14 protein-coding genes are annotated in these 14,454 nt (G+C 68.2%); 13 read left to right on the top strand and 1 reads right to left on the bottom strand.

What is annotated here, in order from left to right; genetic code table 11:
• Positions 1 to 25 precede the first annotated feature (25 nt).
• Positions 26 to 463 carry a group II truncated hemoglobin gene (locus ACSFA2_RS01925; RefSeq protein ID WP_286644552.1) on the top strand — a complete coding sequence of 146 codons (438 nt, stop codon included), beginning with the start codon at positions 26 to 28 and terminating at the stop codon, positions 461 to 463.
• Positions 464 to 491: 28 nt separating this feature from the next.
• On the opposite strand, the gene ACSFA2_RS01930 is transcribed toward ACSFA2_RS01925, so the two are convergent.
• Complete coding sequence (locus tag ACSFA2_RS01930) at positions 492 to 881, bottom strand: RidA family protein (RefSeq protein ID WP_286644553.1); 390 nt, start codon at positions 879 to 881, stop codon at positions 492 to 494.
• Positions 882 to 1,071: 190 nt separating this feature from the next.
• Here ACSFA2_RS01930 and ACSFA2_RS01935 point away from each other — a divergent pair, with 190 nt between their 5' ends.
• The 12 genes from ACSFA2_RS01935 to ACSFA2_RS01990 all read left to right on the top strand — a co-directional run bounded on the left by ACSFA2_RS01935 (position 1,072) and on the right by ACSFA2_RS01990 (position 14,453).
• The gene (locus tag ACSFA2_RS01935) at positions 1,072 to 2,634 is read left to right on the top strand and encodes an ABC transporter substrate-binding protein (RefSeq protein ID WP_435453618.1); all 1,563 of its coding nucleotides are present in this window, start codon (positions 1,072 to 1,074) and stop codon (positions 2,632 to 2,634) included.
• Between the two features lie 10 nt (positions 2,635 to 2,644).
• Positions 2,645 to 3,586, top strand: coding sequence for an ABC transporter permease (locus ACSFA2_RS01940; protein ID WP_435453619.1), 942 nt, complete (start codon positions 2,645 to 2,647; stop codon positions 3,584 to 3,586).
• Positions 3,587 to 3,597: 11 nt separating this feature from the next.
• Positions 3,598 to 4,437, top strand: a complete 840-nt coding sequence (locus ACSFA2_RS01945; protein WP_435453620.1) for an ABC transporter permease — start codon at positions 3,598 to 3,600, stop codon at positions 4,435 to 4,437.
• Positions 4,438 to 4,775: 338 nt separating this feature from the next.
• The gene (locus ACSFA2_RS01950; protein WP_435453621.1) at positions 4,776 to 5,807 is read left to right on the top strand and encodes an ABC transporter ATP-binding protein; all 1,032 of its coding nucleotides are present in this window, start codon (positions 4,776 to 4,778) and stop codon (positions 5,805 to 5,807) included.
• Positions 5,808 to 5,840: 33 nt separating this feature from the next.
• Complete coding sequence (locus ACSFA2_RS01955; protein ID WP_435453622.1) at positions 5,841 to 6,821, top strand: ABC transporter ATP-binding protein; 981 nt, start codon at positions 5,841 to 5,843, stop codon at positions 6,819 to 6,821.
• Between the two features lie 8 nt (positions 6,822 to 6,829).
• Positions 6,830 to 8,131 carry an alanine racemase gene (locus ACSFA2_RS01960; protein ID WP_435453623.1) on the top strand — a complete coding sequence of 434 codons (1,302 nt, stop codon included), beginning with the start codon at positions 6,830 to 6,832 and terminating at the stop codon, positions 8,129 to 8,131.
• 10 nt (positions 8,132 to 8,141) lie between these two features.
• The gene (locus tag ACSFA2_RS01965) at positions 8,142 to 9,065 is read left to right on the top strand and encodes a MurR/RpiR family transcriptional regulator (protein ID WP_435453624.1); all 924 of its coding nucleotides are present in this window, start codon (positions 8,142 to 8,144) and stop codon (positions 9,063 to 9,065) included.
• Positions 9,062 to 10,537 carry an N-acyl-D-amino-acid deacylase family protein gene (locus ACSFA2_RS01970; RefSeq protein WP_435453625.1) on the top strand — a complete coding sequence of 492 codons (1,476 nt, stop codon included), beginning with the start codon at positions 9,062 to 9,064 and terminating at the stop codon, positions 10,535 to 10,537. Before ACSFA2_RS01965 ends, ACSFA2_RS01970 begins: the two co-directional genes overlap by 4 nt.
• A 228-nt stretch (positions 10,538 to 10,765) precedes the next feature.
• The gene (locus ACSFA2_RS01975; RefSeq protein ID WP_435453626.1) at positions 10,766 to 11,137 is read left to right on the top strand and encodes a helicase SNF2; all 372 of its coding nucleotides are present in this window, start codon (positions 10,766 to 10,768) and stop codon (positions 11,135 to 11,137) included.
• Between the two features lie 294 nt (positions 11,138 to 11,431).
• The gene (locus ACSFA2_RS01980) at positions 11,432 to 12,505 is read left to right on the top strand and encodes an ABC transporter substrate-binding protein (RefSeq protein ID WP_435453627.1); all 1,074 of its coding nucleotides are present in this window, start codon (positions 11,432 to 11,434) and stop codon (positions 12,503 to 12,505) included.
• Positions 12,502 to 13,545 (top strand): adenosine deaminase, encoded by a 1,044-nt coding sequence (locus tag ACSFA2_RS01985; protein ID WP_435453628.1) that lies wholly within the window; start codon positions 12,502 to 12,504, stop codon positions 13,543 to 13,545. The genes ACSFA2_RS01980 and ACSFA2_RS01985 overlap by 4 nt, the downstream gene beginning before the upstream one ends.
• Entirely contained in the window at positions 13,545 to 14,453 is a 909-nt protein-coding gene (locus ACSFA2_RS01990) for a LysR family transcriptional regulator (RefSeq protein WP_435453629.1), read from the top strand. Before ACSFA2_RS01985 ends, ACSFA2_RS01990 begins: the two co-directional genes overlap by 1 nt.
• The last annotated feature ends 1 nt before the right edge of the window (position 14,454 follow it).

Here is a 14,454-nt window from a genome sequence, read left to right on the forward strand (position 1 = left end):
AGGCGCTGCGCCGACAATGGCCGTCATGCAGATCCAAGACAAGCCACCCGTCGACAGCCCCTTCGAATGGATCGGCGGCGAGCCCGCCGTGCAGGCGCTGGTCGACCGCTTCTATGACCTGATGGACCTCGAGCCGGCGTACGCACGCCTGCGCGCGGTGCACGGCAACACGCTCGACAACGCGCGCCAGCGGCTCTTCTGGTTCCTGTGCGGCTGGCTCGGCGGCCCGCAGCACTACACCGACCGCTTCGGCCACCCGATGCTGCGCGCGCGCCATCTGCCGCAGAGCATCGGCGGCCACACCATCGGCCTCGCCGAACGCGACCAGTGGCTGGCCTGCATGGACCAGGCGATGGGTGAGACCGGTGTCGACGAAGCGCTGCGTGCGCGCCTGCGCGATTCGTTCTTCAAGACGGCCGACTGGATGGTGAACGACCGCCAGATCGTCAAGAAGGTGCTGTAACGCAGGTGCCGTGGCGCACCCGCGCTCTTCAGTTCTTCGGCTTGTAGGCCACCACGTCGATCTCGACCTTTGCGTCGACCATCAGCCGCGCCTCGGTGGTCGAGCGCGCGGGCTTGCCGGCACCGAAATAGCCCATGTAGATGCGGTTGAACGCACCGAAGTCGCGCGCGTCCTGCAGCCAGACGGTGCTCTTGCACACGTCGTCGAGCGTGGCGCCGGCCATCGCCAGCACGGCCTTGAGGTTCTCCATCACCTGGCGCGTCTGCGCTTCAATGCCGCCGACGACGATCTCGCCGTTGGCATCGGCCGGGACCTGGCCCGACACATAGATGAAATCGCCCGCGCGCACGGCCGGCGAGAAGGGGCGCGGCTGGCGGTCGGAGGTGGTGGGTTCGGCACCGAGGTATTCGAGGGGCATGCGGGCTCCAGTGGCAGGGACGAAAAAGGCATCGGCCAAGGCCTCAGCCGGGATGTTCTGAAAGTATATTTCAGTGACGCCGAGGAATAGCGGGTAATTACGGATGATTTGGCACGCTTGATGCTTCAGAGTCGATGAAAAGAGAAAGTAAATTTCAATCTCTCCGTCCGACGCCCTGAAGGAGCTCCCCATGATCGACCGTGCCTCTGTCCACCTTCCCGCGCTGCGCCGACGCGTCGTGCTGGGTGCCTCCCTCGTGGCCGCGCTGTGCGCCGTGGCGCCGGCCCAGGCCCAGGCCCCGCGCAACTTCGCCACGCTGGCGATGGTCGCCGAGCCCCAGACGCTCGACCCGATGGCGTCCACGGCCGACCTGGTCGGAACCATCATGCAGCACGTCTACGAGACGCTCTACACCTTCGACGCCAAGTGGAACGTGGTGCCGATGCTGGCCGAAGCCATGCCCAAGATCTCGGCGGACGGCAAGACCTACGCCATCGCGCTGCGCAAGGGCGTGATGCTGCACAGCGGCCGCGAGCTGACCGCCGACGACGTGGTGGCGAGCCTGCAGCGCTGGATGGAACAGTCGCCGCGCGGCAAGGCCGTGGGCAAGGAAATCGCGAGCCTGCAGGCCAAGGGCCCGCTCGCGGTCGAGATCGTCTTGAAGGCACCCTATGCGCCGCTGCTGTCGCAACTGGCGCTGCCCAGCGGCATGGCCGCGATCATGGCGAAGGAGTCGATCGCGCAGCCGCTGAAGGACTTCGTCGGCACCGGCCCCTACAAGTTCAAGGAGCGCCGCCCCGACCAGTACGTGCTGCTCACGCGCTTCGACAAGTACGCATCGCGCAAGGAACCCGCGAGTGGCTACGGCGGCAAGCGCGAGGCCGCGATCGAGGAGCTGCGCTTCGTGCCGGTGCCCAACGCCAGCACCCGCGTCGAAGGCGCCTTGGCCGGCCAGTACGACTTCGCGGACCTGCTGCCGGTGGAAGCCCTGCCGCGGCTGGAGAAGTCCGGCGGCAAGACGGTGCCGATCCTTACGCCGTCCTTCGGCTTCCCCTACATCGTGTTCAACACCAAGGAAGGCGTGGCCGCCAGCCAGGCCGTGCGCCAGGCGATCCAGACCGCGATGGGCGAGGGCGAGATGCTGGCCGCCGGCTTCGGCGACACGCGCTTCTTCACGGCCGAGGCCAACCATTTTCCGAAGGGCTCGCCCTTCTATTCGACGGCGGGCAGCGATCTGTACAACCAGCGCAACGCGCCGAAGGCCAAGGAGGCCGCGGCCAAGGCCGGCTACAAGGGCGAGCCGATCCGCGTGCTGACCAGCCGCCAGTACGACTTCCACTACAACATGTCGCTGCTGATGGCCGAGCAGCTCAAGCGCGCCGGCTTCAAGGTCGAACTGAACGTGGTCGACTGGGCGACGCTGGTGCAGCGCCGCAACGACTCGAAGCTGTGGGACGTCTACGTCACGCATTCGGGCCAGTTCCCCGAGCCGATGCTGTCGCCGCCGCAGCTCGGTGACGGCGCGCCGGGCTGGTGGGACACGCCTGCCAAGAAGGCGGCGCTGCAGGCCTTCAACGTCGAGAGCGACCCGGCCAAGCGCGGCGCGCTGTGGGGCAAGGTGCAGCAGGTGGTGTACGACGAAGTGCCCTACGTGAACGTGGGCAAGTTCAACGGCCTGTCGGCCAAGAGCCCGGCCCTGGACAACTACCAGCCCGCGACCTGGCCGTTCTTCTGGAACGCGAAGATCAAGTAAGCCTGCCCCCATGCTGCGCTACATCGCCTCGCGTGCCTTCGGCATGCTCGTCGTGCTCGCCATCGTCGCGGTGCTGGTGTTCATCCTCACGCGCGCGGCGTCGGGCGACCCGATCTCGGTGCTGCTGGGCGACCAGGCCACGGCCGCGGACATCGCACGCGTGCAGAAGGAATACGGCCTCGACAAGCCGCTGCCGGTGCAGTTCGGCTACTGGCTGCGCGAGGTGCTGCAGGGCAACCTGGGCACGTCGATCTTCCTGCAGCGCCCGGTGACCCAGGCCCTGTGGGAACGCGCCGAGCCGACCACGCTGCTCGCACTGATGGCGGTGGGCATCGCCGCGCTGATCGGCCTGCCGTGCGGCATCGTGTCGGCGGTGTTCCGAGGCCGTGCGGTCGACCAGCTCTTCACCGGCATCGCGATGCTCGGCGCCAGCATCCCGAGCTTCTGGCTGGGGCTGGTGCTCATCCAGATCTTCGCCGTGTCCTTCGGCTGGTTCCCGGTGTCGGGCTACGGCGCGCCCGGGGCGCCGCTGGCCGAGCGTCTGCATGCGCTGGTGCTGCCGGCGACCGTGCTGGGCCTGCTCAATTCGGCGCTGATCATCCGCTTCACCCGCGCCTCGATGCTCGACGTGCTGGGCGAGGACTACGTGCGCACCGCGCGTTCCAAGGGCCTGTCGGAAAGCGTGGTCGTGCTCAAGCATGCGCTGCGCAATGCGCTGGTGCCGATCGTCACGGTGCTGGGCCTGACCATCGCGCTGATGATCGGCGGCGCGGTCATCACCGAGACGGTGTTCGGCCTGCCCGGCGTCGGCAACCTGGTGGTCAATGCGGTGCTGCGCCGCGACTACCCCGTGATCCAGGGCGCGCTGCTCGTGATCGCGGCGATCTACGTGCTCATCAACTTCTCCATCGACCTGCTCTACGCGGTGGTCGATCCACGCGTTAAGCTCTGAAGGCGCCGACCATGCACATGCCAAGAATGCTTCGCCAGCTGATGCACCGCCGCATCGTGATGCTGTCCGCGCTGGTGCTGCTGGTGATCGTGGTGGCGGCCATCGGCGCACCGCTGTTCGCCTCGGCCGACCCCAACGACACCGCCGTGCTGCAGCGGCTGAAGGCACCGGGCGCCGAGCACCTCATGGGCACCGACGAGCTCGGCCGCGACATGTACGCACGCATCGTCTATGGCGCGCGCTACTCGCTGTCGATCGCCGCACTCACCGCGATCGGCGCCGTGGTGGCCGGCACCGTGCTCGGCCTGATGGCCGGCTTCTTCCGCCGGCTCGACACGCCGCTGATGCGCGTGGTCGACGCGATGATGGCCTTCCCCGACATCCTGCTGGCGATCGCGCTGGTCGCGATCCTCGGGCCGTCGCTCGGCAACACGGTGCTGGCGCTGGTGCTGGTCTACACGCCGCGCGTCGCACGCGTGGTGCGGGCGTCCACGCTGGTGGTGCGCGAGCTGCTGTTCGTCGAGGCGGTGCGGGCGCTGGGCGTGCGCACCTCGCGCATCCTGTGGCGCCACATCCTGCCGAACCTGATGTCGCCGATCCTGGTGCAGGTGTCGTTCATCTTCGCCTATGCGATCCTGGCCGAGGCCGGCCTGTCCTTCCTCGGCGTCGGCGTGCCGCCGGAGATCCCGACCTGGGGCACGATGGTCGCGGGCAGCCAGCAGTACGCCAACCAGGCCTTCTGGGTGGTGCTGTTCCCGGGGCTGGCGATCATCTTCACCGCGCTGTCGCTGCAACTGCTGGGCGATGGCGTGCGCGACCTGCTCGACCCCAAGCTCAAGAAGGCGGCCTAGGATGGATGCGCTCAGCCGCCTCGCTCGTCAGGTTGGCCATGGTCCGGGGCGGGCTCGCGCCGACGGCGTACTCTGCTCCGCGAATGTCCCCCGGCCCGCGGCCTCCTCCTTGATTTCGCTGCGCAGAGCACGCCATCGACGCGATCCGTCACGGTGGTGGGTCGACAGCACAACCCAACCTGCCCTCGTGCGCAGGATGCCGGGTGCTCCCCGCAGCGAAGTAAAGGAGGAGCCGAAGGCGGGGGACATGAGCGGAGGGGAGTACCCGGTGTCCTGTGCACGCACCCAGAACGTCCGCAACCCGAACGCCCCGACCCCTCGGCGGTGGAGACACTGACATGACCACCACCCCACGTCTCACGGTCAGCCACCTGAGCACCTTCTTCCCCACCGAGGACGGCCTGGTGCGCTCGGTCGCCGACGTGAGCTTCTCGATCCAGCCCGGCAAGACGACGGCGCTGGTGGGCGAGTCGGGCTCGGGCAAGTCGGTCACCAGCCTCACGCTGATGCGCCTCTTGCCCAAAACCGCGAACGCGCAGGTCAGCGGCCGGGCCGACTTCGTCACGCGCGAAGGCAAGACGGTCGACCTGCTGGGCATCGGCGAACGCGAGATGCGTTCGCTGCGTGGCAACCAGCTGTCGATGATCTTCCAGGAGCCAATGACCAGCCTGAACCCGGTCTTCAAGATCGGCGAGCAGATCGCCGAGAGCGTGCGCCTGCACAAGGGGCTCGACCGCGCGGCGGCCCTCGCGCATGCCAAGCGCATGCTCGACCTGGTCGAGATTCCCGCGGCCGCGCAGCGCCTGCACGAGTACCCGCACCAGCTCTCGGGCGGCATGCGCCAGCGCGTGATGATCGCGCTGGCCATGGCCTGCGACCCGACGCTTCTCATCGCCGACGAGCCCACCACCGCGCTCGACGTCACGATCCAGGCGCAGATCCTCGCGTTGATGCGCCGACTGCAGACCGAGACCGGGATGAGCATCCTGTTCATCACGCACAACCTCGGCGTGGTCGCGCACCATGCGGACGATGTGGTGGTGCTCTACGCGGGCCGTGTGGTCGAGCGCGCACCGGTGCGGCCGTTGTTCGCCACGCCCGAGCATCCGTACACGCAGGGCCTCTTGGCCTGCCTGCCGGGCAAGGCCCATGTGCGCGGCCAGCCGCGGCCCAGGCGCCTGTTCGCCATTCGCGGCCAGGTGTCGAGCCCGCTGGCACCGCCACCGGGCTGTGCCTTCGAGCCGCGCTGCGACCAGGCGCTGCCCGCCTGCCGCGAGGCGATGCCGCCGCTGATCGCGACCCAGGCCGATCGCGAGGCGCGCTGCATCCGCGTGCCCGCCGTTGCCGACCGACGCCCGCAGGCCGCCTGAGCCCGACGACAAGAACAACGCCCCCACGCTCCCATGTCCACCGTCCCTCTCATCGAAGTCCGCCGACTCAAGAAATACTTCGGCAAGGGCGACCGCCCGGTGCGCGCCGTCGACGACGTGTCCTTCACGATCCAGCCCGGCGAGACGCTGGGCCTGGTCGGCGAATCGGGTTCCGGCAAAAGCACCATCGGCCGCACCGTGCTGCGCCTGCTCGACTGCACCGACGGCGAAGTCCGCTACCGCGGCGACGACATCGGCAAGCTGTCGGGCGAGCAGATGCGCAAGCTGCGCAGCAAGCTGCAGATCATCTTCCAGGACCCGTACGCGAGCCTGAACCCGAAGATGCGCATCAGCGCGATCCTCGGCGAGGCGCTGTCGACCCACGGCCTGCACAAGGGCGCCGCGGCGCGCGACAGGCGCATCGCCGAACTGCTCGAGACCGTGGGCCTGCGGCCCGAGCATGCGACCCGGTTCCCGCACGAGTTCTCCGGGGGCCAGCGCCAGCGCATCGGCGTGGCGCGCGCGCTCGCGGTCGAGCCCGAGTTCATCGTGGCGGACGAGCCGCTGTCGGCGCTCGACGTGTCGATCCAGTCGCAGGTGATCAACCTGCTGGCGGACCTGCGCGAGCGCCTCGGCCTGACGATGCTCTTCATCTCGCACGACCTCGACGTGGTCGAGTACCTGTGCGACCGCGTGGTAGTGCTGTACCTCGGCAAGGTGATGGAGGTCGCGACCACGGAAGAACTCTTCGCGCGGCCGTCGCACCCGTACACGCAGGCGCTGCTGGCCGCCAGCCCGAAGCCCGACCCGCTCGTGCCGACCACGCATGTCGCGCTGCAGGGCGACATCCCCAGCCCCATCGCGCCGCCTTCGGGCTGCGTGTTCCGCACGCGCTGCCCGCATGCGATCGATGCGTGCGCGCAGGCCGTGCCCCCGCTCGACGAGATCGCCCCCGGGCACCATAGCGCCTGCATCCGCAAGGAACTGCTTTCGACCGCCATCGCCATCGCCTGACCATGCCCATGACCGACACCCAGACTTCCGACTTTCTCGACCCGCTGCTCGGCAGCGGCCACAAGGGCTACCCGCGCACGCAGGCGCCGCGCCGCCGCAGCGAGGTCGGCCAGGCCGGCTGGAACGTGCTGGCCGGCGACCTGCCGCTGCCGCTCGCGGTGCTCAAGCGCGAGGCGCTGGAACACAACGTGGCGTGGATGCAGGAGCGCGTGCGTGCATGGGGCGTCGACTTCGCACCGCACGGCAAGACCACCATGTCGCCGCAGCTGTTCCGCCGCCAGCTCGACGCCGGCGCCTGGGGCATCACCTTCGCCACGGTGACGCAGCTCGCGGTCGGCGTGGCCGCCGGTGCACGCCGCACGCTCATCGCCAACCAGGTGGTGAGCGACGAGGATCTGGGCGGCATCCAGCGGCTCCTGCGCACCCATGACGGCCTGCGCATCGTCTTTCTCATCGACTCGCTGGCGCAGCTCGCGCTGATCGACGACTGGGCCGCGCGCCATGCCGACAGCGTGCCCTTCGAGGTGATGCTGGAGATCGGCGTCGGCGGCGCGCGCACCGGCGTTCGCACGCATGCGCAGGCGATCGAGGTGGCGCGCGCCGCGCATGCCAGCCCCGCGGTGCGGCTGGTCGGCATCGAATGCTATGAAGGGCAGGGCGCCACCGCCGACAGCGCGGCCGACCGCGCCTACACCGACTCGCTGATGGACCGTGTCGACGCCGTCGCCCGCGAGGCGGTCGCGAACGGCTGGTTCGAGTGCGACGAGGTGCTGGTGTCGGCCGGCGGCTCCGCCATCTACGACCTCGTGTCGGCCCGCCTCACGCCCGCGATCGGCAAGCCGGTGCGCGGGCTGCTGCGCTCGGGCTGCTACGTCACGCACGACCACGGTACCTACCAGCGCTTCCAGGTGCCGATCGATGCGCGCCTGGGCTGCGCCTTGGGCGAGAGCCTGCGCGCCGCGATGGAAATCTGGGCGACGGTGCAGTCGCGCCCCGAGCCGGGCCTGGCGATCGTCGCAATGGGCAAGCGCGACATCTCCTTCGACCTGTCGATGCCGGTGCCGATCGCGCGTGCCGCTCGCGGTGCGACCGCGACCACCGCCGTGCCGCCGGGCTGGCACATCAGCGCGCTCAACGACCAGCACGGCTACCTGCGCTGGGATGCGAGCGAAGAGGCGCAGGCGCCGGTGGTCGGCGAGCGCGTCGGCTTCGGCATCTCGCACCCGTGCACCACCTTCGACAAGTGGCACTGGATGCCGGTGGTCGAGCAGGACTACCGCGTGAGCGACGCCGTCGCCATGCACTTCTGATCGAGACGCGATGACGCCCTCCCTGCTTCAAAAAGTCGCCGAGATCCGTGCGAAGGCACCCGCGACGCGGCGCGCGATCCTCGACCTGATCCTCGAGGACCCCGACCGCGTGCTCGAGGAAAGCTTCGAGTTCCTGGCCGAGCGCTCGCGCAGTTCGGTGCCGACCATCATGCGCACCTGCCGCGACCTGGGCTTCGCGGGCCTGCGCGAATTCAAGCTGGCGCTGGCGCAGGAGCTCGCGCTCGGCGGTTCGCCGCTGCACCGCCGCGTGAACATCGAGGACGCGGCCGACGAGGTGGTGTCGAAGATCGCGCGCAGCGCCGCCGCGTCGGTGGCGGGCGTGCGCAACCAGCTCGACATGGCCGTGCTCGACCGCGCGGTGGCCGCCATCGTGGCGGCGCCGCACGTCGACCTGTACGGCGCGGGCGCCACGTCCTGGTTCATGGCCAGCGACCTGCAGGCGCGGCTGTTCCGTCTCGGCATTTCGGCCAATGCCTGGGCCGACTACCACTTGCAGCAGGTCGCTGGCGCAGCGCAGCGACCCGGCGGCGTGGTGATCGCCATCACGCACGTGGGCGGCATGCCCTCGCTGCTCGACGCGGTCGACATCGCGCGGGCCCAGGGCTCGCAGGTGATCGCCATCACGCGGCCCGGCACACCGCTGGCGGCGAAGGCCGATTTCCTGATCGCGCTGTCGGTGCCCGACGATGCCGTGATGCACGTGGGCATCGACGCCTACCTGACCCATCTCACGGTGATCGAGATCCTCACCGTGCTGGTGGCGCAACGCTGCGGCGAGCCGGCCATGCAGCGCCTGCAGCGCGCGCGGGAAGCGTTCCAGCGGCACGGCATCGACGCGACGAAATTCCCTTTGCAGAGCTGGGACGGTGGGGGCGTCAACGGCCGCGCGGACGGGGACGGGGGCGCCCCATGACACAGGCGGTCTTGCTGGAAGCGGGCCTCGTGGTCGATGGTTCGGGCGGGCCCGGCTGGCCGGGCGACGTCCTGTTGCGGGGCGACCGCATCGTCGCGCTGGGCGAAGGCCTGCGCACGCGGCTGCCCCGGGACCTGGCCTTGTCCGATGTCGAGGTGATCGATTGCACTGGCCAGGTGATTGCACCGGGCTTCATCGACGCCCACACCCACGACGATGCGATCGTGCTGCGCGACCCGCTGTGCCTGCCCAAGGTGTCGCAGGGCATCACGACGGTGGTGACCGGCAACTGCGGCATCTCGCTGGCGCCGTACCGGACGGCGCAGTCGAAACCGCCGCTCACGCTGCTGGGCAGCGATTCCTTCCAGTACGCGACCATGGCCGAATACCGCGCAGCAGTCGCCGCGAGCCAGCCAGCGCTCAATGTCGCCGCGCTGGTCGGCCACACCACGCTGCGCTTCGCGGCCATGGAGGCGCTCGACCGGCCGGCCGACGAGGCGCAGCTGGCGCGCATGGCTGCGCTGCTCGACGACTGCATGGCCGAGGGCGCGCATGGCCTGTCGTCGGGCCTGTTCTACGAAGAGGCGATGGCGGCGCCCGCCGAAGAGGTCACGGCGCTCGCGCGCGTGGTCGCGCGGCATGGCGGCGTGTACGCGACCCACCTGCGCAGCGAGATGCAGCAGATCATCGAGGCGATGCACGAGGCCGGCGACACCGCGTTCTCGGCCGGCGTGCCGCTGGTGATCTCGCACCACAAGTGCGCCGGCCCGGCCAACTGGGGCCGCACGCAAGAGACGCTGCCGCTGATCGAGGCGCTGGCGCGGCGGCAGAAGATCTCGATGGACGTCTACCCCTATGTGGCCGGCTCCACCGTGTTGCGCGAGGACCTGGTCGACGGCGTGATCGACGTGCTGCTGACCTGGTCCGACCCGCACCCGCAGATGACGGGTCGCCTGCTCTCGGACATCGCGCGCGAGTGGGGCGTGAGCGAGCAGGACGCCTGCGTTCGGCTCAAGCCCGGTGGCGCCTGCTACTTCCAGATGCACGAGGACGACGTCGAGCGCGTGATCGCACACCCGCTCACCATGATCGGCAGCGACGGCCTGCCGCACGACCGCCATCCGCATCCGCGCCTGTGGGGCGCCTTCCCGCGGGTGCTGGCGCGCTACTGGCGCGGCCGTCGGCTGTTCACGCTGGAACAGGCGATCCACAAGATGACCGGGATGACCGCGCGCAACCTGCGCATCGCGGACCGGGGCCTGCTGCGCGTGGGCGCGATGGCCGACGTGGTGGTGTTCGACCCCGAGACGGTGTCCGACACCGCGACCTACGACCAGCCGCATGGGGTGAGCGTGGGCATCGGGCATGTCTTCGTCAACGGACAGCGGGCCTACCGCGGCGGCGGCGAGCCCCGGGTGCTCGCCCGAGCGGGCCGGATGCTGACCCGCGGCACCTTTTCTCTGGGTGAATAGGCTGGTTTGTAGGCAAACGGCCTGCGATTGTTTCAGTTCCGTGAATAGCGTGGTTCGTTTTGGCGAGGGTTTTCACCTAGATGCCGGCGCACAATTCATCCAACAGAGCAGCGAACACAACAAGTTGAAGACGCTGGTCTGGGTGAGCTAGGCACCGAGCGGTGGCCGTCACGAAGGCGGTGCCCCCGATACCGGTTCGAAATCATCCAACCTATTGAAAGAAACGAAATGAAGACCTCGAAGATCATCGCCGCAGCTACCCTGTCCCTCCTGGCCGCCGTGGGCGCCCAAGCCGAAACGTATGACGGCGTGCTGACCGTGAACTCGGTCGCCAGCCGCGCTGAAGTCGCTGCCCAAGCCCGCGCCACGGCCCGTGCTGGTGACGTGTTTTCGGAAGCGTCGTTCGCCGGTGTGACCCCCGCGCTGACGGCCAGCGCCGACCGCGCCACGGTGCGCAACCAGGCCGTGCAGACCGCACGCCAAGGCAACGTCTACGGTGAAGTCGCTTCGGCTGGCGTGCTGTCGGTCGGTGGCAGCCAGATCGACCGTGCTGCGGTTCGCGCCGATGCACGCAACGCGACCCGTACCAACGCGCTGTAATCGCTGCGCCGGCTTGCCGGCATCAGGAAAAAAGCCCGCTACCGCAAGGTGGCGGGCTTTTTTCGTTGGGCTTGGAACAACGTGCGCGCGTCGTGGCGCCGGGCCGGGCATGCGCCTTGCACCTGCGGCATCGCAGGCGTCTTATGTTCTAAAAATGTGCACATAGACCGCTGAAACGAGTGTTTTAGGAATCATTCGGTGCCTGCTAACTTTGCCGCTCCCGATCATCTCCAAGCCCACGGATCACCGCACATGTCCTCACGCCTCCTATCAGGGTTCTCAAGGTTTCGCGCTTTGGCATTCCTCTGCCTGGCCACCGTCCTCGCCTTCCACGCTTCTGCGCAGGCGCCAGCCAAGCCGCTCAAAACTGTGACGATTGCAGTGGGTACGCAGGTGCTCAACGTCACCTACCCGTGGCTGACCTTGCCGATCGTCCTGGGTTATTGGCGTGACGAGGGCTATGACGTCAAGGTCATCACCGTGGGCGGGTCGTTGCAGGGCATCCAGCAGATGGTGGGCGGCGCGGTCGACTTCGCGCAGCTCAACTCGACCGGCCTGATCCAGGCCAACACCGAGAACAACGTCGCTGTGCGCGGCCTCATGGGCAATGGCGTCATCGACTGGGGCATGGGCGTGATGCAGGACGGCCCGATCAAGACCGTGGCCGACCTCAAGGGCAAGAAGATCGGGATTTTCAGCCTCGGCACCGGCGGCGTGCCGCTGCTCAAGGGCTACTTGCGTTCGAACGGCATCAACCCCGACACCGACGTGCAGATCATCGCGACCGGCGCCGGTGCGCCCGCCCTCGAAGCGCTCAAGAGCGACCGCGTGCAGGCGCTGATGTTCTGGGGCTCGGCACTCGCCGGCTTCCAGAATGCGGGCACCAGGATGCGTGTGCTGTTCGACCCGGCCTGGCGCGCGCTGCCCGACTTCACCTTCGGCACGCTGCAGAAGACCATCGATGCTGATCCGGCCATGGTCGAAGCGATCTCGCGCGGCGCCGCCAAGGCGACGCTGTTCGTCCAGACCAACCCGATGTGCGCATTGAAGCTGCACTGGAAGAACTACCCCAGCACCAAGCCCACGGGCGCCGACGAGGCCACGCTGGTCAGCTGGGACATGCGCCTGCTCGACGCGCAGCTGCAGTCCATGAAAGGCGCCTTCGAGATGAACGGCGGCAAGCGCATCGGTGCGATGGACCCCGCCGCCTATGGTCGCATGCAGGATTTCATGCTCAAGGACGGCACCATCAAGCGCACCGTCGCGCCCGAGTCGCTGCTGATCAACAAGCCGGGCTTTGTCGAAGCCATCAACCGCTTCGACCACAAGGCCGTCATCGACGCCGCCAAGGCCTGCGCTGGCGTATGACGCCAGCGCAGTTCATTGCCGGCCTGCCGAAGGCCGAGCTGCACATGCACATCGAAGGCTCCATCGAGCCAGCGCTGTTCATCGCGCTGGCGAAGCGCAACAACGTGACGATCGCCTGGAAGACGGAGGCCGAGCTACGCGAGGCCTACAGTTTCCGCAACCTGCAGTCCTTTCTCGACCTGTACTACGACGGCTGCCGCGTGCTGGTGCATGCGGCCGATTTCCAGGACGTGACGCGCGAGTACCTGATGCGCGCACATGCCGACCACGTGCTGCACGCCGAGCTCTTCCTGGGCCCGCAAGGCCACACCGCGCGTGGCGTGGCGCTGGGCACGGTGCTCGAAGGCACCTTCGCCGCCATGGACGCGGCCCAGCGCGAACACGGCATCACCAGCGGCCTCATCCTCTTGGCCCAGCGGCATCGCAGCGAGGAAGAGGCACTGGCCTTGCTCGACGCGGCCATGCCCTGGGCCGACCGGCTGCTCGGCTTCGGACTGGGTGGCGCCGAAGTCGGCAACCCGCCCTCGAAGTTCGTCGAATTCTTCCGCCGAGCCCGCGAGCGCGGCTTCAAGGTGGTGGCACATGCCGGGGAAGAAGGCCCTGCCGCCTATGTCCGCGAGGCGATCGAGCTGCTCGACGTGCAGCGCATCGACCACGGCAATTCGAGCCTCGACGATCCGGCGTTGCTGCAATTGCTGGCACAGCGGCAGGTTCCGCTGACCGTGTGCCCGCTCTCCAACCTCAAGCTCAAGGTCGTGCCGTCGATGGCCGCGCATCCGTTGAAGAAGCTGATGGATGCCGGGCTCTGCGTCACCGTCAACTCCGACGATCCCTCGTTCTTCGGCGGCTACGTCAACGACAACTACATTGCCTGCCAGGCCGCCTTGGGCCTGCGTCGCGAAGAACTCGTGGCTCTGGCGCGCAACAGCTTCATCGCGGCGTTCATGCCGGCTGCGCAGCGCGATGCCGCGCTGGCCGCCATCGATGCCTACGACCGCGACGCCGCGCCCTGGGGCGACGCGCCCGCACTGGCGGCCTGATGATCACCGCCGTCTCGCTGCGCTACTTCGCGGAGGTCGTGCGCGCCGGCTCGATCCGCGCCGCAGCCGAGCGACTGTTCGTGGCGGCCTCTGCGATCAGCCGGCAGATTGCCTTGCTCGAAGAAGAGCTCGGCGCACCCCTGCTGGAGCGTGGCCCGGGCCGCACGGTGCTGCGGCTCACCGCGGCGGGTGAACTGTTGATGCGCCATACGCGGCATGTCGATCACGAGCTTGATCGGGTGCGATCCGAGATCGAGGCCCTCAAGGGACTGCGCAAGGGCCACGTTCGCCTGGGCGTCGTCGAGACCTTCGTGCGCGAGGTGATCCCGGGCATCCTGAGCCGCTTCAACGACCGCTATCCCGGTGTCACCTACCAGGTCGAGGTCGCGCCGACAACGAAGCTCCTCGAACTGGTCGGCCGCGACGAACTCGACGTGGCCGTGACTTTCAACCCGCCGCCTTCTTTGCGCGTGAAGCATGTCTATGAGCGCACGCTGGAAACCTGCGTGATGGTGGCCAACCACCATCCGTTGGCGCAGCTCGATACGGTCAAGCTGACCGACTGCGCCGCTTACGGTCTGGCGATGCCCGACGAGACCATCAGCGCCAAGCGGGACCAGGACGAGATGTTCGCCAAGGCACGCATCCAGCCGCGCCAGGTGCTGGTCACCAATTCGTACGAAATGATGCGCTCGGTGGCCGAGACCGGCATGGCGATCACGCTGGTCAACGCCCGCCCGGGCGACAGCGCGAACATGCCCGGCTTTCGCTATGTGCCCATCAAGGACTCGCGCGTGAAGCACCAGCGCATGACCATCTGTACCTGCGAGGGCCGCACGCCGAGCCCGATCGCGGCGGTCTTCATCGAGACCATCAAGAAGGAATTCCAGGAACTGGAGCAAGCATGAA

This window comes from Variovorax cryoconiti (genome assembly GCF_051216395.1).
Lineage (GTDB): Bacteria > Pseudomonadota > Gammaproteobacteria > Burkholderiales > Burkholderiaceae_C > Variovorax.

Coding starts and splice junctions, on each gene's coding strand:
- ACSFA2_RS01975 (WP_435453626.1), top strand. CDS start 10,766: ATGAAGACCTCGAAGATCATCGCCGCAGCTACCCTGTCCCTCCTGGCC.
- ACSFA2_RS01940 (WP_435453619.1), top strand. CDS start 2,645: ATGCTGCGCTACATCGCCTCGCGTGCCTTCGGCATGCTCGTCGTGCTC.
- ACSFA2_RS01955 (WP_435453622.1), top strand. CDS start 5,841: ATGTCCACCGTCCCTCTCATCGAAGTCCGCCGACTCAAGAAATACTTC.
- ACSFA2_RS01925 (WP_286644552.1), top strand. CDS start 26: ATGCAGATCCAAGACAAGCCACCCGTCGACAGCCCCTTCGAATGGATC.
- ACSFA2_RS01965 (WP_435453624.1), top strand. CDS start 8,142: ATGACGCCCTCCCTGCTTCAAAAAGTCGCCGAGATCCGTGCGAAGGCA.
- ACSFA2_RS01935 (WP_435453618.1), top strand. CDS start 1,072: ATGATCGACCGTGCCTCTGTCCACCTTCCCGCGCTGCGCCGACGCGTC.
- ACSFA2_RS01930 (WP_286644553.1), bottom strand. CDS start 881: ATGCCCCTCGAATACCTCGGTGCCGAACCCACCACCTCCGACCGCCAG.
- ACSFA2_RS01990 (WP_435453629.1), top strand. CDS start 13,545: ATGATCACCGCCGTCTCGCTGCGCTACTTCGCGGAGGTCGTGCGCGCC.
- ACSFA2_RS01945 (WP_435453620.1), top strand. CDS start 3,598: ATGCACATGCCAAGAATGCTTCGCCAGCTGATGCACCGCCGCATCGTG.
- ACSFA2_RS01985 (WP_435453628.1), top strand. CDS start 12,502: ATGACGCCAGCGCAGTTCATTGCCGGCCTGCCGAAGGCCGAGCTGCAC.
- ACSFA2_RS01950 (WP_435453621.1), top strand. CDS start 4,776: ATGACCACCACCCCACGTCTCACGGTCAGCCACCTGAGCACCTTCTTC.
- ACSFA2_RS01960 (WP_435453623.1), top strand. CDS start 6,830: ATGACCGACACCCAGACTTCCGACTTTCTCGACCCGCTGCTCGGCAGC.
- ACSFA2_RS01970 (WP_435453625.1), top strand. CDS start 9,062: ATGACACAGGCGGTCTTGCTGGAAGCGGGCCTCGTGGTCGATGGTTCG.